Genomic DNA, 16539 nt, shown 5'->3' with positions numbered 1-16539 from the left:
ATTTTCATTTACTTCTTTTTGATTTCATGGGAAAATAACCACAGGATTTAGATAGGAGTATGAACATGGTGAAAAAAAAGATCACAATCAAAGAAGTCGCTAAACTTTCCGGCGTTTCAATCACAACTGTCTCCTTGATATTAAATGGAAATACGGAGAAATTCAGTCCGAAAACCGTTCAGAAAGTTTTAGCTGCTAAAGAAGAATTAGGTTATCAACCTGATTATTTTGCTAGACAAATGATTACCAAGGAAACGAAAACGATTGGCGTACTCGTTCCTGATATCACGAATCCATTCTTCAGTACATTGATGCGAGGAATTGAAGATATCTTGTACAATCAGAACTTCGTCACGATATTATGTAATGCTGATTCTGATCATCAAAAAGAAATCGAGTACCTAGCCGAACTCACACGTCGAGGGGTGGATGGATTCATTATCGCGACTTCTGCTGTCTCTACAGATGCAATCAACGAAAATTTGAAAAAACAAGGCCGGCCCTTCATTGTTTTGGATCAAAAAAAATCTGAAGGATTTAGTGATGCCGTACGAACAGACGATTTTCGCGGTGGTTATCTGGCAGGTATGCACCTGCTTAGTCTAGGACATCAAACGATCGCCCTTATCTATCCTGAAAATCTGCCAGAAAATGTCCACGCTCGAATTGATGGGTTTAAATCTGCTCTTGATGTTTACCAAATCCCTCACGACCGTCTGATCCTCTTGCCTACACAGTTCTCAAAACAAGGCGGCTACCAAATCACAGCCAAACTTCTTGATTCTGCTGCAACTGGTGTGTTTGCTTTAAATGATGAATTAGCTTTTGGATTATATCGCGGATTAGAGGAAGCTGGAAAAAGCATCCCAGAAGACTATAGCATTATTGGCTATGATAATATAGACATGTGCGAATATATCAAGCCAAAACTGACGACGATCGCACAACCAATCTTCGAATTGGGGCAAACATCTGCCCAATTATTGTTAGAACGAATCCAATTCCCAGAAAAAGAGTGGGAAGAAAAACGGCTACCTGTACGACTAGAAAAAAGATTTTCGACTGCACCCTTGAAATAGCTTTCAAGGTGTGCTATATTTTTATCGAACTATTAAAACGTTTTACTAAAACGTTTTAAAAAATAATTCTTCCCATCAAAATGAATGAGATAGTTGGAGGTTTGTGAAATGAACACGGTTACAGTAATTGGAAGTATTAATATGGACACTACCCTTCGTTTAACCAAAATGCCAAAACCAGGAGAAACGATGCATGCACATGAGATTTTTCACGCTGGCGGAGGCAAAGGCGCCAACCAAGCAGTGGCAGCCAAACGTTCAGGTGCACGAACATCTTTTATTGGAGGTGTTGGAACTGACAGTGAAGGACAGCAATTGTTGGATCTACTGACGAAAGAAAATATCGATACATCTGGAATTGCTGAAATTGAGGGCGCCGCAACCGGACAAGCAATGATTATGGTGGACGCAGCAGGAGAAAACAGTATCTTGATTCATGCAGGCGCAAATAATGCTTTCCATGAACAAGAAGTTCGAAAGAACAAAGAATTGATTACAAACAGTGACTTTATTATTGCTCAATTCGAAAGTAGTTTAGATGCGACGATCCTAGCTTTTTCTATTGCAAAAGACGCAGGAAAAACAACGATCCTGAATCCTGCACCAGCTAGAGAAACCATTCCTACTGAACTACTCGAAAAGACAGATATCATTATACCAAATGAGACAGAAACAGAAATTATTACAGGAATCAGAGTTACAGACCATGACAGTTTGGTCGCAGCAGCTGAAAAAATGCATGAATTAGGCATCGGAACAGTAATCATTACATTGGGTAGTACCGGTGCTTTCTACCACACAGAAAAAGAACAAGGTATCGTCCCTGCTTTTAAAGTAGATGCTATCGATACGACAGCCGCAGGTGATACATTTATTGGGGCATTGAGTAGCACACTTCAGCCAGATCTTGGTAATTTGAAAGAAGCGATCCTTTATGGAAATCTAGCCTCTTCTATTGCCGTACAGTCTTATGGTGCGCAACCTTCTATCCCTTACCGTGAAGCTTTAGAACAATCAGCAGTCATAAATTAACAACGAGAGGAAGAAACAAACATGAAAAAAGGAAAAGTAATCAATTCAGATATTTCACGAGTAATCGCGCAAATGGGACACTTTGACAAATTAAGTATCGGGGACGCAGGCATGCCTGTTCCCTTTGGTACTGAAAAAATAGATTTAGCTGTTTCAAATGGACTTCCAAGTTTTTTATCTGTTTTAGAAAACGTTTTAGAAGAACTTGAAGTACAATCCATTGAATTGGCGGAAGAAATAAAGACAATGAATCCGGAAATATTGGAAAAAATCAAATTACTGTTACCAGATACACCGATTAGCTTTATCCCACATGAAGAAATGAAAAAAGACTTGAATAACTGCCATGCATTTATTCGTACAGGCGAGATGACACCTTATGCCAATATTATCTTAGTGAGTGGAGTGGTCTTCTAATGGAAACGACAATGAATCCTGAACAGATGGTACTGTCCGAACAGATTCATCTGCTGATTGATCAGTTAGGGGGAAAAGACAATATTGATTCTGTCCTCCCATGTGCGACTCGGCTTCGTATCAAATTACAAAAACAGCCAGCAGCAAATGTAGAAAAATTAAAGCAGCAAATCCCTTCTATCAAATATTTCATTTTACTCGATAGATATGCAGAAGTAATTATGGATCAGGGATTGGCCCCTGCTTATAAGGAATTGACACGTCAAATCGATCATTCAGCTCCGAAAGAAAAGTTAAATCCGATCGAAAAACTATTTGGTTTGATATCGGAAATCTTTACGCCAATCATTCCCCTATTTGCCGGTTCTGGTATATTAAAAGGTCTGGTTGTTTTAGCGACTACGATTGGCTGGCTTAGTGAAACGAGCGGGACTTATCATATTTTGTCTGCCGCGTCGAATGCTGTCTTTTATTTTCTGCCCATCTTTCTCGCTTTTTCTGCCGCCAAAACGTTTAAAGTGAATGGATATATCGCGGCTGTCATTGCTGCAGCGCTGATTGAGCCCAATTTGACCTCTTTACTTTCAGATAGTGGAAAAGCAGCTACTGATTTTCTGGGGATCCCTGTAGTACTGATGCAGTACACGTCTACTGTCATGCCGGCGATTTTAGGTATTTTCTTTTATTCTTTTGTCGAAAGATTCCTTAAAAAATATATTCGCGAAAACATGCAATTAGTATTTGTACCTTTACTTTCATTAGTCATCACGGTTCCTTTGACATTAATGGTCTTCGGACCTGCCGGTGTTTATCTTGGTGAAGGCTTAGCTGCAGCAATTACTTGGATGATGGATATTAACGGTCCGATCAGTGGAGCAATCATCGCTGGAGGCTGGAACATTTTGGTGATATTTGGTATCCAATGGGCTGTAAATCCTGTCATGATCAGCAATATCTCAGCTTATGGGTTCGACCGTATCGTTCCGTTGACAGGAGCAGCTAATTTTGGAATGGCTGGTGCAGCTTTAGGGGTATTCCTACGAAGTAAACGTTCAAAAACACGTTCGATCTCCGGTTCTGCTTTCGCTTCGATTTTACTTGCGGGAGTGACCGAGCCTACTGTTTACGGAATCGCGATTCCATTGAAAAAACCATTTGTTGCTGCTTGCATCGGTGCAGCTGCTGGTGGAGCTGTTATGGGATTTGCTCAAGTGAAAGCGATCGCTTTTGTATTTGGTAGTCTGACCACATTGCCAGCCTTTATTTCCGGTACTTTTTTCTGGTACTTAGCAGGATTGGCTGTTAGTCTAGTCGTAGCAATGATCACCACCCTTGTTAGCGGGTTTGATGAAGACCTGATGTCTTACGAATAATGAACGAAAAAAGACTGAAGTATGAGATGCTTATCACATATTTCAGTTTTTTTCTTTTTTAGGATCGTTATTTTTATAAATTTTTTGTGATACTCTCCAATCTTTGGTATAATTTACATATGCATGACCATTTTTATCCCCACTTGTTTATCCCCAAACAAAGATGGTTTATGCAATAAAATGAACATCAAACCACAACGAATGACTGCTCGTTGCTTTTTTACAACTTGTTTTATTTAGAATACTCAAGCAGATTCATGGAAAGAAAAAGCTTTTCGACACGATTATCTGTTCAAACGAATAACTTATGAATGCTGAATAAAACAGAAAATCAATGAAAGGAAAAGGACTAGTTTATTATGAAAAACAAAAAAACGATGCGTTTGCTAGCTGCTACTTGGCTGATTGCTCCTACTGTTTTGTCGACTAATGCCGTATTTGCTGTAGATAATCAAACAACCGATCAAACAGTCACAACAGGTACATCTACTTCCAGCTCAGCTACTAGCGAAACAACGGATTCTTCTGCAGAAGGCACAACCGGAACAACTGACTCATCAACAGAATCGACCGAACCAACTGATCCGGCTGATCCATCAGAAAATGAAAAGCCAGCCGAGACATATACCCTTACGATTGCTCCTTCTTTGATTGGGAAGATCCAACTAACTGCTTCGTCAGAGGATACCGCTGAACAGCAACCTTTGAATATCACAGAAAGCGGAACGGTAGAAGGTTTATCAGCAGGAATGAAGGTGACTTACACTATTACGCCAGCTGAAGGTGAACAAATTGCTTCAGTCGCTGTGAATGGTGCTAAAGAAGTGAACTATGAGGCAAAGACTTTTACAGTAGGTACGAACAATTTATCTATTACTGCAGAATTTGAACCTGTACCGGATACTTCAACAGAGGAACCAACTGATCCTAGTGAAGAAGTCCCTAGTACACCAGATCCGGAAACGCCAAATAAACCAGATGAGGGTAATAACAACAATAGCAACAATAACAACAATAATAATGGTTCAAATAATTCAAACAATAATAACAATAATTCGAACAGCGGGAATTCTTCGAATCAAACAAACCCATCTGGATCGAATAACAATGGAAATACTCAGAGAGAACCAAACCATCCAAACAATGGTTCATCGAATGGCGGAACAAACAATGCTTCGTCTCGTCCAAATACAGCAAATCAAAGCAGTATAGAGAATCCATCTTCTGCTTCTTCTGATTTTGTTGTAAAATCACCAATTGATGCTGTATTGCCTACAAATGCAACGAATGTCCAACAAGCAATCGTTCGAGAAGCATTCAAGCATCTTGGAAAACCATACGTATGGGGAGCAAAAGGTCCAAATACTTTTGACTGTTCTGGTTTGACTTATTACGTATATATGAAAGCAACCGGTCATTATATCGGTGGCTGGACAGGCGAACAGCAATATGCAGGTACGCAGATTCCAGTAAGTCAGGCCCAACCTGGCGATCTCGTCTTCTGGGGACCTTCTTCCGGTGTTACTCACCATGTAGGTATCTATATTGGGAACGGACAATTTATCCATGCGCCCCAACCAGGAGATAAAGTTCGAGTAACTTCTATTTCAGATTTCACGCCTGATTTTGCTGTCCGAGTAAACTTAGCAGGTTTACCTGCTGCTTCAGGTTCGCTGACAGGCGGCTCATCTATTTTAGATGGATTAGATGGCTCGTTCCATTTCAGTCAAAACCAAACAACTGATCAGTTCCTGAAAAAGATTGCAGATGATGCACAGGAAATCGGCCAAAAAGAAGGAATCTACGCATCAGTCATGATGGCTCAAGCTATCCTTGAAAGTGGATCTGGAAACAGCTTATTATCAAGCGAACCAAATCATAACCTTTTTGGTATCAAAGGATCGTATAAAGGAAGCAGCGTGACCTTCAATACACTTGAACAAGATAGTTCGGGACAAAGCTACCAAATCCGCGCCCAATTCCGTAAGTATCCTTCTTACAAGGAAAGTTTGGAAGACTATGCCGACTTGATCAAAAATGGACTGACTGGCAATCCTGACTTCTACAAACCAACTTGGAAGTCGGAAACAAAAGACTACAAAGAAGCAACCAAATATTTGGAAGGACGTTATGCTACAGATCGCCAATATTCACAAAAATTGAACGCGATCATCGAAGCGTACGACCTGACAAAATATGACGAACCGAAAAAAGAAGCAGCAACAACTGAAGAAGCAAGCACTGAAATCCTCCATATGTCTAAGCGATTCGATGTGCCAATCAAATGGACAACAGATGGCGTGCCAATCACAGGATTAGAATTTTCAACGATAAAACGCGTCAACAATGCTGCTTCCATCTTCCGTGTCGCTTCAATCTGGGATTTGTGGAACACTTTCACGGCAAGACAGATACCAGAAACAACTACTCGTACAGTTAAAGCTGCAACTGTTCCGGTACTAACTTTGTTAAGTTTAGACAAATCATTCTGGCTTGATCTGCCTTTAAAGAAATAGAATAAATAAAAAAGGGCGTGTGACAGTGTCACATTCCCTTTTTTAATTTACTCTATTTCTTTATATTTATTTATTTTGTATTCCGTTACAAATTCGCGTACTTGGTTAGGTTCCAGAGTGACATCTCCAAAGCTTTCAAGCCGCTCCGCACCTGGCAATTCTTGAGTCTCAAATGTGATACCGCCATGATTTACTAATTTCTTCCCACGCATTTTTGGCCCATCTTCTCCAAAATTTGCGGTAAAAATCACGATTCCCGAAGCATCCGTTTTTACTTGGATTGATACTTTTTCATCAGGGCTCGTCAATTCCGCTGCCTTTAGCAGATCGGGTTGTTTTTTCAATAAAAATGGATGATCGATACCGCCTACCATCATTGATTGGCGAAAATCACTGGCGAATACCTCACCTAATTTTTTAGGATGTTGAAAGTCAAATGCTGTACCGCTTACTGAAACCACTTCTCCTGTAGGCGTCGTATCTTTATTGAGCGTAGCGAATAATCGGCTGTTCAACCAAAGCGTATGTTCGTCGATTGGCTGTGCTGGATCACCAGTTAAATTGAAATAAACATGATTTGTCGGATTGAATACCGTTTTCCGGTCACTGATCCCTTGGACTGTCACTCGCCATGTATCATCATTCGTCAGTGTATACCGTACTTCTACGTCTAACGTGCCAGGAAATCCATTTTCCATGTCTGGACTAGTCTGATAGAAAATGACCGAGGATTCGTTTTCACCATTAATAACTGTATAATGCCACTGCTTGGCTTCAAAGCTAGGTGCACCGCCATGTAAACAATGTCCAGTATCTGGATCTGTTTTTACTTTGAATGTTTCATCATCTAATTTGAATGTGCCATCCGTGATCCGTCCAGCCATACGTCCGATTGAAGCTCCAATATAAGGGTCTTTTTCCAGATATTCTTTTGCTTCATCAAAGCCTAGAACCAACTCTCGTTTTTCATTATCGATCATTGTTTGAAAATGGACGACTCGTGCACCTAGATCACTGACAGACAAAGATGTCCCATTTTGATTCGTGATCGTAATCAAGTGATAGTTTCCGCCAAAATTTTGTTCATTGATTTCCATGTTCCTTGCACCCTCTTTTCTTTCATTTGTACTGATTCCAGTATACATGGAAACCGTTTTCTTAACAGCTTATTCCGTGAGTAACGAGAAAAAATTTACTATATTCTAATAAAAGACCGAGAAAAAAAAGGTTGCGACAAAAATATTGTCACAACCTCTTTTTCAATACGATTCCAGTATACAACCATGTCGTCAGTACATAGTAGATGAAATACAATACGAAGAAGATCGTAAATGGCACCCAAATATCTTTGTATGGATTTTGCATGAATAGACCAAACATTTGTAATCCGAATAAGACATGGACTACACCTAAGATTCCTGGTGCTAAGAATAACACACCTACTTCTCTACGGATCGATTGTTTAAGCAATCCACGTCGTGTTCCTATCTTTTCAAGCATTTCATAACGAGCGATGTCACTCTTGCTTCCTGACAAGATCTTGAACATCAAACAGCTAGCAAGCATAGTCAAGAAAGCTAAACCTAAGAAGAATCCCATAAATTCAAAACCAGAGAATAGACTATTATATCCTTCATACATTTCATACTTCTGGTTACTGTACTCTACTTTTTGCAAAGATGGATTGTTCGTTTTATTTTGTGTAGCAAGTGCTTTGATTGGTTCCAAGTTTGCTTGGAAGTCTTTGACCTGAACTAGCTGTAAAGTGGATTGTGGCAAGCTCAGTTGATCAAATTCCGATTGACTGACTACCTTGATTTCTTTTTCTTGTTGCTCAGGCAATTCATAGCCACGAAGCTCATCTTGTACAGTCAGTTCATTCATTTTTTCAGCAGGAACTTTTTCTTTCGTGATTTTTGGCGGTGTTCCATCTTCATATTTTATCATAATCAATGGTTGAGCCACAAATTCACTTGCATTATAGTAAATCGTTCCCGCATCTTCTTTTTGAGTATAAGAAGCAGAAAGTGTTGGTGATAGTTCTTTGATTTTTTGCTGATCTTCTGCCCGAGGATTATTCATCACTAGGTCATAACCAGCAGCATTTTCCGTCATTTCCGAAATTTCATTTCTAAATCCTAGACCTACTGTCAAAGCACCAAGTGCTAAAGCAAACAGCATAGCAACCATGGAGAGCATTTGTGTATATTCACGAATACGAAAACTTAACTGTGACAATGTGAAATTGTTCAATTTTTTCAATGAAATCTGTTCTGATTTCTTTAGTAATGATAAGAAGAAAATGATCACAGAGTGGAAAATGAAATAAGTTCCTAACACGATTGTGACTAGAGCTACTCCCATACCAAAAACTTGATAGGTCTTCACGTGCTTCATCATATAATAACCGCAGCCTAGAAAAGCAATCCCAAGTACTACTTCAAGGAAGAACAAGAATTTATGCTGCTTGATTCTTGTTGGTGTCTGATCCGCACGAATCAATGCTAAAATCGGTTTTTTGACAATCGAAAAAGCATTAACAATAGCTGCTAATAAAAACAAAATAGCAAAAAACAAAACGGTGATCAACAACCCATGAATGCTAAAAGGTGTAAAATGCGAAATATTGATATCTAACTGATCCACTAATAATTGGTGGACAATACTTGTCAATCCTACACCGACAGCTGAACCCACTAAAGTAGCCGCGATCCCTACTACGAATGTTTCAGAAAAAATCATCTGTGCGATTTTTCTGCCTTTTGCTCCTAGCATCATAAACATGGCATAATCTTTTTGCCGCATCGTCATCAAAAAGGAATTCGCATACAAAATATAAACGAAGGTAATGATCCCTAGTAAAACAGAACCTAGTCGGAAAATGATAACTGTAGCTGCAACGATCGTATTACTTTTCAAAAAGGCTTCGTTGCTCGCCATTGATTCAAACATGTAAAAAATAGCAGATGCCATAACTAATCCTGAGAATAATACCAAGTAATCTCTTAAACGGCTCTTGATCCCAGTAAGTGATAATTTCCAAAGCATAGTCAATCTCCCCCTACTGTTCCAAGTTTCCAAGAATAGATAGTATTTCCCGATAGAAGGAATCCCGGCTTTGATCTCCACGTTTCACTTCTTGATGGATACCGCCATCCTTGATGAATAAAATACGTTGGCAATAACTTGCAGAAAACGGATCATGTGTCACTAGAAGAATCGATACATGATCTTTTGTATTCAATTCGTCCATCGTATCTAAAAGATCACGGGCACTTTTAGAATCCAGCGCACCTGTAGGCTCATCGCCTAATAAAATCGTTGGTTGGGTGATCAACGCACGTGCGGCAGCGACCCGTTGTTTTTGTCCACCGGAAATCTCAGAAGGATAGCTTTCCAAAATATGAGCAATCGATAAACGTTCTGCAATTTTTTGGACACGTTGCTTGATTTCTTTTGGTCTGACACCTTGTAAAGAAAGAGGAACAGCGATATTTTCTTGTGCTGTCAAACTTTCTAATAAATTGAAATCTTGGAAAATAAAGCCGATTTCATTCGCACGAAAATCTGCTAGTTGATTTCCTTTTAATGTCGTCACATCTTTTTGATTGATTCGGATATGTCCATTTGTTGGTTTGTCTAATGTGGATAAAATATTCAAAAGTGTTGATTTACCTGAACCGGAAGCCCCCATGATGCCAATAAATTCACCTTTTTCTACATCGAAGCTGATGCCGCTTAATGCTTGCGTCTTTTTCTCATTGTTTTTCCCGTATACTTTTGTTACATTCTGTACTTCGACTATTTTGTTCATTTCTTTCCCTACCCTTTAATTAGTTTTTCTAGTGCTGTTTTCGGCACATCTTTTTTTTCGACTTCTTCATATGAAGTGACACCTTTCTTTTTATTCCAGGTGATTTTTAAATATGCTCCTTTACGAAGCGGTCGAGTTAATTGCCCATTGAAATCTAGTTCTTTTTCCTTACCCTCTTTTGTATAACCAGGCAGGATATATCTATAGTTGACTGTTTCTTGTCCAGAGTCTGCTTTGGATACTGTTTTTGCACCATCTGTCGTAATCTGTACATAGTATTCTTCTCCGCCCATCACTACGTAATCTGCGATTTTCACCCCTGCAAGTGCCACAACGATGAAAACAAGTAGTCCGATCAGAAGTTTTTTCACTTTTTTTCCTTCTCTCTTACTTTATATATTGATTATAGAAAAAAACGAACAATTCTGCCTTCGAATCATCTATCATTCTTCTTTCAATTTTGTCATTTTCTTTAAACAACTAAAAAAGAGTTTAAGACAATCGTCCTAAACTCCTTCTTCCTATTTTACAAAAAGTATGTCACTTACGGTCTTTCATGTCGCCTGTATTGATAACGGGTTGCGTTCCTTTGTCTGTAATGATTGAGACAAGTAAATTATTGATTAATTGGACTTTCCGGTCATCGGTGAAATTGATTTCTTGTCCTTCTTCGATTTGCTCCAAAGCCATTTGAGTGATCGTGACAGCTCCTTCAACAATGGTTTGTCGAGCAGACAAAATAGCTCTTGCTTGTTGACGTTGCAGCATGGCGCTGGCGATTTCTGTTGCATAGGCTAAATGGTTCAAACGTGTTTCGATTACTTCGACACCTGCTACTGCTAAACGCTCTTGCAACTCCTTTTTCAACTCGTCAGACACTGCCGTAGTGTTTCCTCGAAGCGTTAAATCATCATCATTGAAGGTATCATACGGATATTGGCTAGCGATATGCCGGATGGCCGTCTCACTTTGGATTTCTACAAAATCTTGATAATACGCTACATCGAATAATGCCTTTGCTGTATCAATGACTTTAAACACGACTACCGCTGAGATTTCGATGGGGTTTCCGTCTAAATCATTGACTTTTAAAACAGAACTGTTGAAATTCCGAACTTTCAACGAAACAGTCATTTTTTGTGCCAAAGGGATCGTAAGGAAAAAGCCATTTTCCCGGATCGTACCTAAATATTGTCCAAAAAACAAAATCACTTTTGCTTGATTAGGACTGACTACAGTTGCCGAACTTAGCAACAGTAACGCGATCAACCAAAGAAAAATACTTAAAAATAGTGCCCAAACTTTCGCTTGCCACATGCCTAAATAGAAGAAAAATAAACCAACTAAAGCTAATACGACCAAACCGACGATTCCTGCATAACCATTGATATAAATTGCTCTTTTTTCTCTCATTCTACTTTCTGCGCTCCTTTATCCTTCAATAAATATATAGCGTTGCTTTTTAATCCTTTTTTCGAATTCGCGCCATTGCACCTTCTAGTTCCAAATCTTTGTCTTCAGTGATGTACCAACCGCTTGCCTGTGTTCCTCCGGCTGCTTGCGGCAAATAATCCAATCTTGTTCGAATCCAGTGTTTTTCTTCTGTAAAATAGTCTTCTACCAAGATTTCTAGATCCATCCCTGCTGAAAGAGGCAAATCTTCCCGAACAGATTTAAAGATAAATCGTTCCTTCTCCCCATCATACTTCAATATTCCTGTATCGATAATCGGTAAAGAATAATAGTCCAGTTCTTTCTTCACCGTCAATAAATGTTTGAAAACTTCATGGTATACTTGCTCTAATTGACGACCTTCTGAATTGTTCGGATAGTTGACCATCACTTTTTCTTTATCTGGATCATAGAAGGTTTGACTTAGTTGAGTGATATAAGTATGTAATCTTTCCATTTCTGTTTTTAACTTTTCTCTTTGACCTTCTTCTGCCTTCATATACTTTTTCACCCTGTTTTCTTTATAGATATGTTCTTACTTATTTTACTATAGTTATGTGTGTTAAGCGATGAAAAACAGCAAAGATCCTTCCGATCTTTGCTGTTTTTTCTTAAACTATCCAGTTGTTTGCTAGATCAATCTGTTTCATTGTCCTCTTGATCTGTCATGATATTGATAGAAGTGTCTTTGGCAGTAATCTTCAACCGTTTCTGTCCTCGCTCTAACAACGTATTTGTTATTGGCTGGTAGTCTTTTTCAATATGAGATTCACCAGATGTTTGGAGAGTATAGCCACTGTTTTCCATCTCATGCAAAGATAAATTACTACTGTTTAGAGTAACTTTTCCTTCTTTACTGACCAAACTGTCTTCTAGATGTAAATTGCTGCTTTCTCCTACGACGGTCAAGTTATCCACCTTGACTTCATCTAAACGAAGAGAACCTAATTCATCTTTCGCCGTTATTGTTCCTCCCGTAAGTTCATTGAATGATACCCAACCATCGTGTGTCGTAGTATTCACTTTTTTGATTGATACTTCATTGATGTCAATCGCACTATTATTCCCTTCAATCGTCAATTCAGATAATTCCTGATCTGTAGGGACAACAATAGTGATTTGTGCACTGGTGTCTTCCAAACCAATAATCGCACCTTCTGATTTTTTGACTGCATTCACGGTCAATACACCATTTTTCTCCTTTATTTCTGGCTTTTCTGTCTTATCGTAGGTCGTTTTTATCTCAAAATCCAATCCGCGTATGACTGACACTGTTTGATGTTCTGCATGGATGACGATTTTGTTTGCCTCTTTGATTTTTTTCGTCTCCGTCACCATATTGATCAATCGAGGACCATTATCCCAAGTCAGACTCTTTTGAGCGCCTAATGTATAAGTTGCACCTGCTAGGAGTCCGCCAGTAACCATCAGGATAATACCGGTAATCAAAAAATGTTTTAATCTCATTTATCTGTCCTCCTTCAAACGCCCGCTGAATGCAGATCTCTTTTTGTAATAAAACGCCGCCCCATCCATTTAACAAAGTTCATCATGACATAAAAAAGCCATTTTGTTCCTTTCAGCAACAGTGGCGAAATAAATACTGCGCTTCCCGTGGCGAACAGACCGACACCGATAAAGAACAACCCACTCAGAATCGATTGACCAAACACACTGATTCCTGAGATGATCATGAATAAGCCAATACCTAAGATACTGATACATAGGACACAGATACTAAAAATGAGCGCCAGCAAAGCAATCAATAGTCCCCCAATAACCAATATAAACCCCAATGCTAGTGGAATGAGGACAGGAGAAGCAAATAAACCGATAATGATTAACCAAATCAGACGTATTTGTCTTTTTGGACTTCTTACTAACTCATCTTCTGCTTGTTCTTCTTCTGAAAAGTAACTGATTTTTAATTTTAAAGCAAACTGCTTTGGTGTACCATATTCATCAATGACCTGATCTAATGTTTTTCCGGAATCTAAAAAATATTCCTCATAATATTGGATCAAATCAAAACGATCGTCTTCAGGAATTTCTTGAAGATGATCCACAACTTCATTCAAATAATCATTCATTTGTGTTCTCCTCCAATAACCGGTCTAAAGAATCTCGAAAAACAATCCATTCATCAATAATTTCTTCTAAATGACGACTTCCTATTGGTGTCAACGAGTAATATCGACGGTTCCTGCCTTCAAAAGGTTCATCATAGGTCTCAAGATACCCTTCTTTTTTCAATCTTCTCAAAACCGGATACAGTGTAGATTCACTGACTGAGAGACTTTCTTGTACGATTTTTGTTAAGGCATAACCATACATATCTTCTTTGCTTAATGCTGCTAACACAGTACCATCAAGAAGAACAGTTGGAATCTGGATGTGCATTACGTCACCTTCTATTCTCAAGTGTAATATTTTATTCCAATCTATATTATACAACATATAATATAGTTTCAAAATCAGTTTGTCAAATACAAAAAAACTGACTAAAAGGTTTGATCCCTTTTAGTCAGTAAAAAATGGCTTCTCTTTGATTATTATTATAACAGTGGCATAATCCAATTCGTCCACATCCAACTTAGTGGCATAATAACGATCATCGCTGGTATCATGTCAGCTACTGGGAACATTTTCACGTTGATCATTCTAAAACCGGTAGCAACCATCAAGAATCCACCGCAAGCTTTAAAGTCTAAGATCATATCTGGTGTAGTCAATGGATAAATAAATTTTGCTAATAAGAACAAGATATAAAAAATAATGAATTGGGGAATCGCTACTACAGAAACGACATATCCTAAATTACATGCAAAAATTGCTGCTGTGAAAAAATCAAGGACAGATTTAGAAATCAAAATCGTACTGTCTCCAGTCATCCCAGAATCTAAGCTTCCATAAATCCCCGTACCACTTGCACAAAATAAAACAATGACCGTCACTAATGTGCTGATAAATTCATCGTGGGTCATACCAAGCTTTTCGCTAGGGAAGATTTTAGAAATAGGTACTTGCATCAACGCAGCACCCTTGTTTATCCCATTACCTAAATGAACAATCAGTCCAATCGCTGTTCCTATCACCAAAGCGAAAATAACAGCTGGCATATTTTTCATTGGCGCAATGGAATAGATCCCCATCCCCATCGAACACACACCAAAAACCATCGTCAGCTGCGCTTTAAAGTGTTCGCTTAATTTATTTCCTACTAATCCGCCAATTAGTCCGCCAAGCAAAACGGAACCTACATTGATCAAAACTCCAGTTGGCATCAAAAAAACTCCTCTCTTTCTCTATAAAGCGAAAATTATTACAGAAAATTTTCTGCAATCATTGCTTTCATTGCAAGAAAGATTGTACCAGACAGAGTAGGTTACACCAATTCATTTTTTGTGTTAAAGTATTCTTTATTGGAATAAGTAGGAGGAATATGATGGATATCCATAAATTTGAAGTTTTTCTTGATTTAGCCGAAACAATGAATTTCACCAAAACTGCTGAACGACAATTCACCACCCAAGGAAACATTTCTAAACAGATTCTTTCGTTAGAAACAGAACTAGACGTCAAATTATTCGAACGTGCCCATAGAAAAATCGAGTTGACCGAAGCTGGAAGCTTGTTGCTCCCTTATGTAAAAAATGTCGTAGAACAATACCATGCCATGCAAGAAGTGCTTGAAACCTATACGCAAGAAAACAATCTTTCATTAAATATCTTAACGCTACCAACCATGATCAATTACCAAGGCTTTTCCAAAATTACCGAATTTTTGAAACGCCATCCTGAATTTACGGTCCAGTTGAAAGAAGTGGAAAGTATCGAACTGACTTACGACGATACAAATGAACATAGTGATACGATCCACTTTGCCAGAAGCTTCCAGGCCCCACCAAGTTCGATTGAGTGGCTACCTACTGAAACAGACGATTTTGTAGCAGTTCTGCCTAAAACCCATCCTTTAGCTGCTAAAAAGAAATTGGATCTAAGTGAACTGAAAAAGGAAAATTTTTTGGTTCTTGGCCCTACTACGAACTTGTATCAACCTGTGCTGAACTTGTGTCGCGAAGCTGGATTTGAACCGAGAATCTCTTATAAAGGATCTAGGATCGACTTGATCATCAATATGATTGCAAATGACATGGGGATTGCTATTGTTATGGAAAAAACAGTCAGAAATCTGTTAAAAGAAAATACTGTGATCCTCCCCATCTCTCCAACAAAAGAAAGTTATCTCGCATTTACGCGTAAAATCGGTGAACATTCTTTGGCTTCAGATACATTTTGGGAGTATTTGAGACAAGAAGAACACTAAGCCCTTCATTTTCTGTCTATCTATCCATCCAAAAAGAGAGCAACTCATGACTTTCGCTCTCTTTTTTGCATCATGTCTTTGTTTCAATGACACATCTATCATTTCTCGTATTTCAATAAGAAAGCAGCGATTTTATGCCTAAAGAACAGTAAGAACAAGCCACTAAATACAAAAAAATTGTCTAAAGAAAAATCTCCATCACCTACTCCTGCCCAAAATAGACCAAACACAAAAATCACACTTGATAAAATGGATTGAGCCCTCATCCCTGTTGCCATACTGCTGTAGGAACAAGTAAATTTGTTGTTTTATTTCTAGAAAGTCTAACAATAATCCCTCTGTCAAGATTAATTCTTTCTGCAATAATAATGGTAACCGCTGTGGCAATTATTGAAACTCCAATCCCAGGAAACAATGCAGCAACTGCTGCAGCCCCTCCAGAAAGAGCCAATTTTGCTGTAAAACTGCTCATATACAAATATTTTAAATCATTACTCATAGTAATTAGTCTATTTACACCAGCTCTTGT

At 38.6% G+C, this 16539-nt stretch carries 18 protein-coding genes; 6 read left to right on the top strand and 12 right to left on the bottom strand.

The features are described from left to right. Nucleotides 1–65: 65 nt before the first annotated feature. The 5 genes from rbsR (at nucleotide 66) to AC1F25_RS12245 (ending at nucleotide 6417) form a co-directional block, all read left to right on the top strand. Nucleotides 66–1079, top strand: a complete 1014-nt coding sequence (gene rbsR / locus AC1F25_RS12265; protein ID WP_479994149.1) for a ribose utilization transcriptional repressor RbsR — start codon at nucleotides 66–68, stop codon at nucleotides 1077–1079. Nucleotides 1080–1187: 108 nt separating this feature from the next. Next, nucleotides 1188–2111 (top strand): ribokinase, encoded by a 924-nt coding sequence (gene rbsK, locus AC1F25_RS12260; RefSeq protein ID WP_002310777.1) that lies wholly within the window; start codon nucleotides 1188–1190, stop codon nucleotides 2109–2111. A 21-nt stretch (nucleotides 2112–2132) separates the two neighbouring features. After that, entirely contained in the window at nucleotides 2133–2528 is a 396-nt protein-coding gene (gene rbsD, locus AC1F25_RS12255; protein ID WP_002293242.1) for a D-ribose pyranase, read from the top strand. Then, nucleotides 2528–3901 (top strand): PTS transporter subunit EIIC, encoded by a 1374-nt coding sequence (locus AC1F25_RS12250; protein ID WP_002316674.1) that lies wholly within the window; start codon nucleotides 2528–2530, stop codon nucleotides 3899–3901. Before rbsD ends, AC1F25_RS12250 begins: the two co-directional genes overlap by 1 nt. A 359-nt stretch (nucleotides 3902–4260) precedes the next feature. Next, nucleotides 4261–6417, top strand: a complete 2157-nt coding sequence (locus tag AC1F25_RS12245; protein WP_002310775.1) for a glucosaminidase domain-containing protein — start codon at nucleotides 4261–4263, stop codon at nucleotides 6415–6417. A gap of 47 nt (nucleotides 6418–6464) precedes the next feature. Here AC1F25_RS12245 and AC1F25_RS12240 read toward each other — a convergent pair whose 3' ends face one another. The 10 genes from AC1F25_RS12240 to AC1F25_RS12195 form a co-directional block, all read right to left on the bottom strand. Continuing rightward, entirely contained in the window at nucleotides 6465–7514 is a 1050-nt protein-coding gene (locus tag AC1F25_RS12240) for an aldose epimerase family protein (RefSeq protein WP_002314061.1), read from the bottom strand. A gap of 148 nt (nucleotides 7515–7662) precedes the next feature. Continuing rightward, nucleotides 7663–9465, bottom strand: coding sequence for an FtsX-like permease family protein (locus AC1F25_RS12235; protein WP_002316672.1), 1803 nt, complete (start codon nucleotides 9463–9465; stop codon nucleotides 7663–7665). Nucleotides 9466–9478: 13 nt separating this feature from the next. Then, complete coding sequence (locus AC1F25_RS12230) at nucleotides 9479–10231, bottom strand: ABC transporter ATP-binding protein (protein WP_002314060.1); 753 nt, start codon at nucleotides 10229–10231, stop codon at nucleotides 9479–9481. Nucleotides 10232–10239: 8 nt separating this feature from the next. Continuing rightward, the gene (locus AC1F25_RS12225) at nucleotides 10240–10602 is read right to left on the bottom strand and encodes a YxeA family protein (protein ID WP_002310770.1); all 363 of its coding nucleotides are present in this window, start codon (nucleotides 10600–10602) and stop codon (nucleotides 10240–10242) included. A 169-nt stretch (nucleotides 10603–10771) separates the two neighbouring features. Next, nucleotides 10772–11644: an SPFH domain-containing protein gene (locus AC1F25_RS12220; RefSeq protein WP_002293231.1), complete on the bottom strand. Its 873-nt coding sequence runs from the start codon at nucleotides 11642–11644 to the stop codon at nucleotides 10772–10774. Between the two features lie 49 nt (nucleotides 11645–11693). Further along, a complete protein-coding gene (locus AC1F25_RS12215; protein WP_002346166.1) occupies nucleotides 11694–12182 on the bottom strand; it encodes a DUF5348 domain-containing protein in 489 nt (162 codons plus the stop codon). Nucleotides 12183–12319: 137 nt separating this feature from the next. Continuing rightward, nucleotides 12320–13150, bottom strand: coding sequence for a DUF4097 family beta strand repeat-containing protein (locus tag AC1F25_RS12210; protein ID WP_479994148.1), 831 nt, complete (start codon nucleotides 13148–13150; stop codon nucleotides 12320–12322). A 14-nt stretch (nucleotides 13151–13164) separates the two neighbouring features. Next, the gene (locus AC1F25_RS12205) at nucleotides 13165–13773 is read right to left on the bottom strand and encodes a DUF1700 domain-containing protein (protein WP_479994147.1); all 609 of its coding nucleotides are present in this window, start codon (nucleotides 13771–13773) and stop codon (nucleotides 13165–13167) included. Beyond that, nucleotides 13766–14083, bottom strand: a complete 318-nt coding sequence (locus tag AC1F25_RS12200; protein ID WP_002310766.1) for a PadR family transcriptional regulator — start codon at nucleotides 14081–14083, stop codon at nucleotides 13766–13768. The genes AC1F25_RS12205 and AC1F25_RS12200 overlap by 8 nt, the downstream gene beginning before the upstream one ends. Before the next feature lie 155 nt (nucleotides 14084–14238). Further along, a complete protein-coding gene (locus tag AC1F25_RS12195; RefSeq protein ID WP_002293223.1) occupies nucleotides 14239–14967 on the bottom strand; it encodes a DUF554 domain-containing protein in 729 nt (242 codons plus the stop codon). 161 nt (nucleotides 14968–15128) lie between these two features. Between AC1F25_RS12195 and AC1F25_RS12190 the strand changes: the two genes are divergently transcribed. Then, nucleotides 15129–16010, top strand: coding sequence for a LysR family transcriptional regulator (locus AC1F25_RS12190; RefSeq protein ID WP_479994146.1), 882 nt, complete (start codon nucleotides 15129–15131; stop codon nucleotides 16008–16010). Nucleotides 16011–16108: 98 nt separating this feature from the next. Here the strand turns inward: AC1F25_RS12190 and AC1F25_RS12185 are convergent, their stop codons facing one another. Beyond that, on the bottom strand, nucleotides 16109–16288 hold the full coding sequence (locus tag AC1F25_RS12185) for a hypothetical protein (protein WP_002310763.1): 180 nt from the start codon (nucleotides 16286–16288) through the stop codon (nucleotides 16109–16111). Beyond that, nucleotides 16273–16509 (bottom strand): hypothetical protein, encoded by a 237-nt coding sequence (locus tag AC1F25_RS12180; protein ID WP_230078829.1) that lies wholly within the window; start codon nucleotides 16507–16509, stop codon nucleotides 16273–16275. The genes AC1F25_RS12185 and AC1F25_RS12180 overlap by 16 nt, the downstream gene beginning before the upstream one ends. Between the last annotated feature and the right edge of the window lie 30 nt (nucleotides 16510–16539).

The organism is Enterococcus sp. M-BR2 (assembly GCF_056612775.1).
Note: the sequence above shows the minus strand (reverse complement) of the source record. Positions and strands in the feature narration are given on the sequence as shown.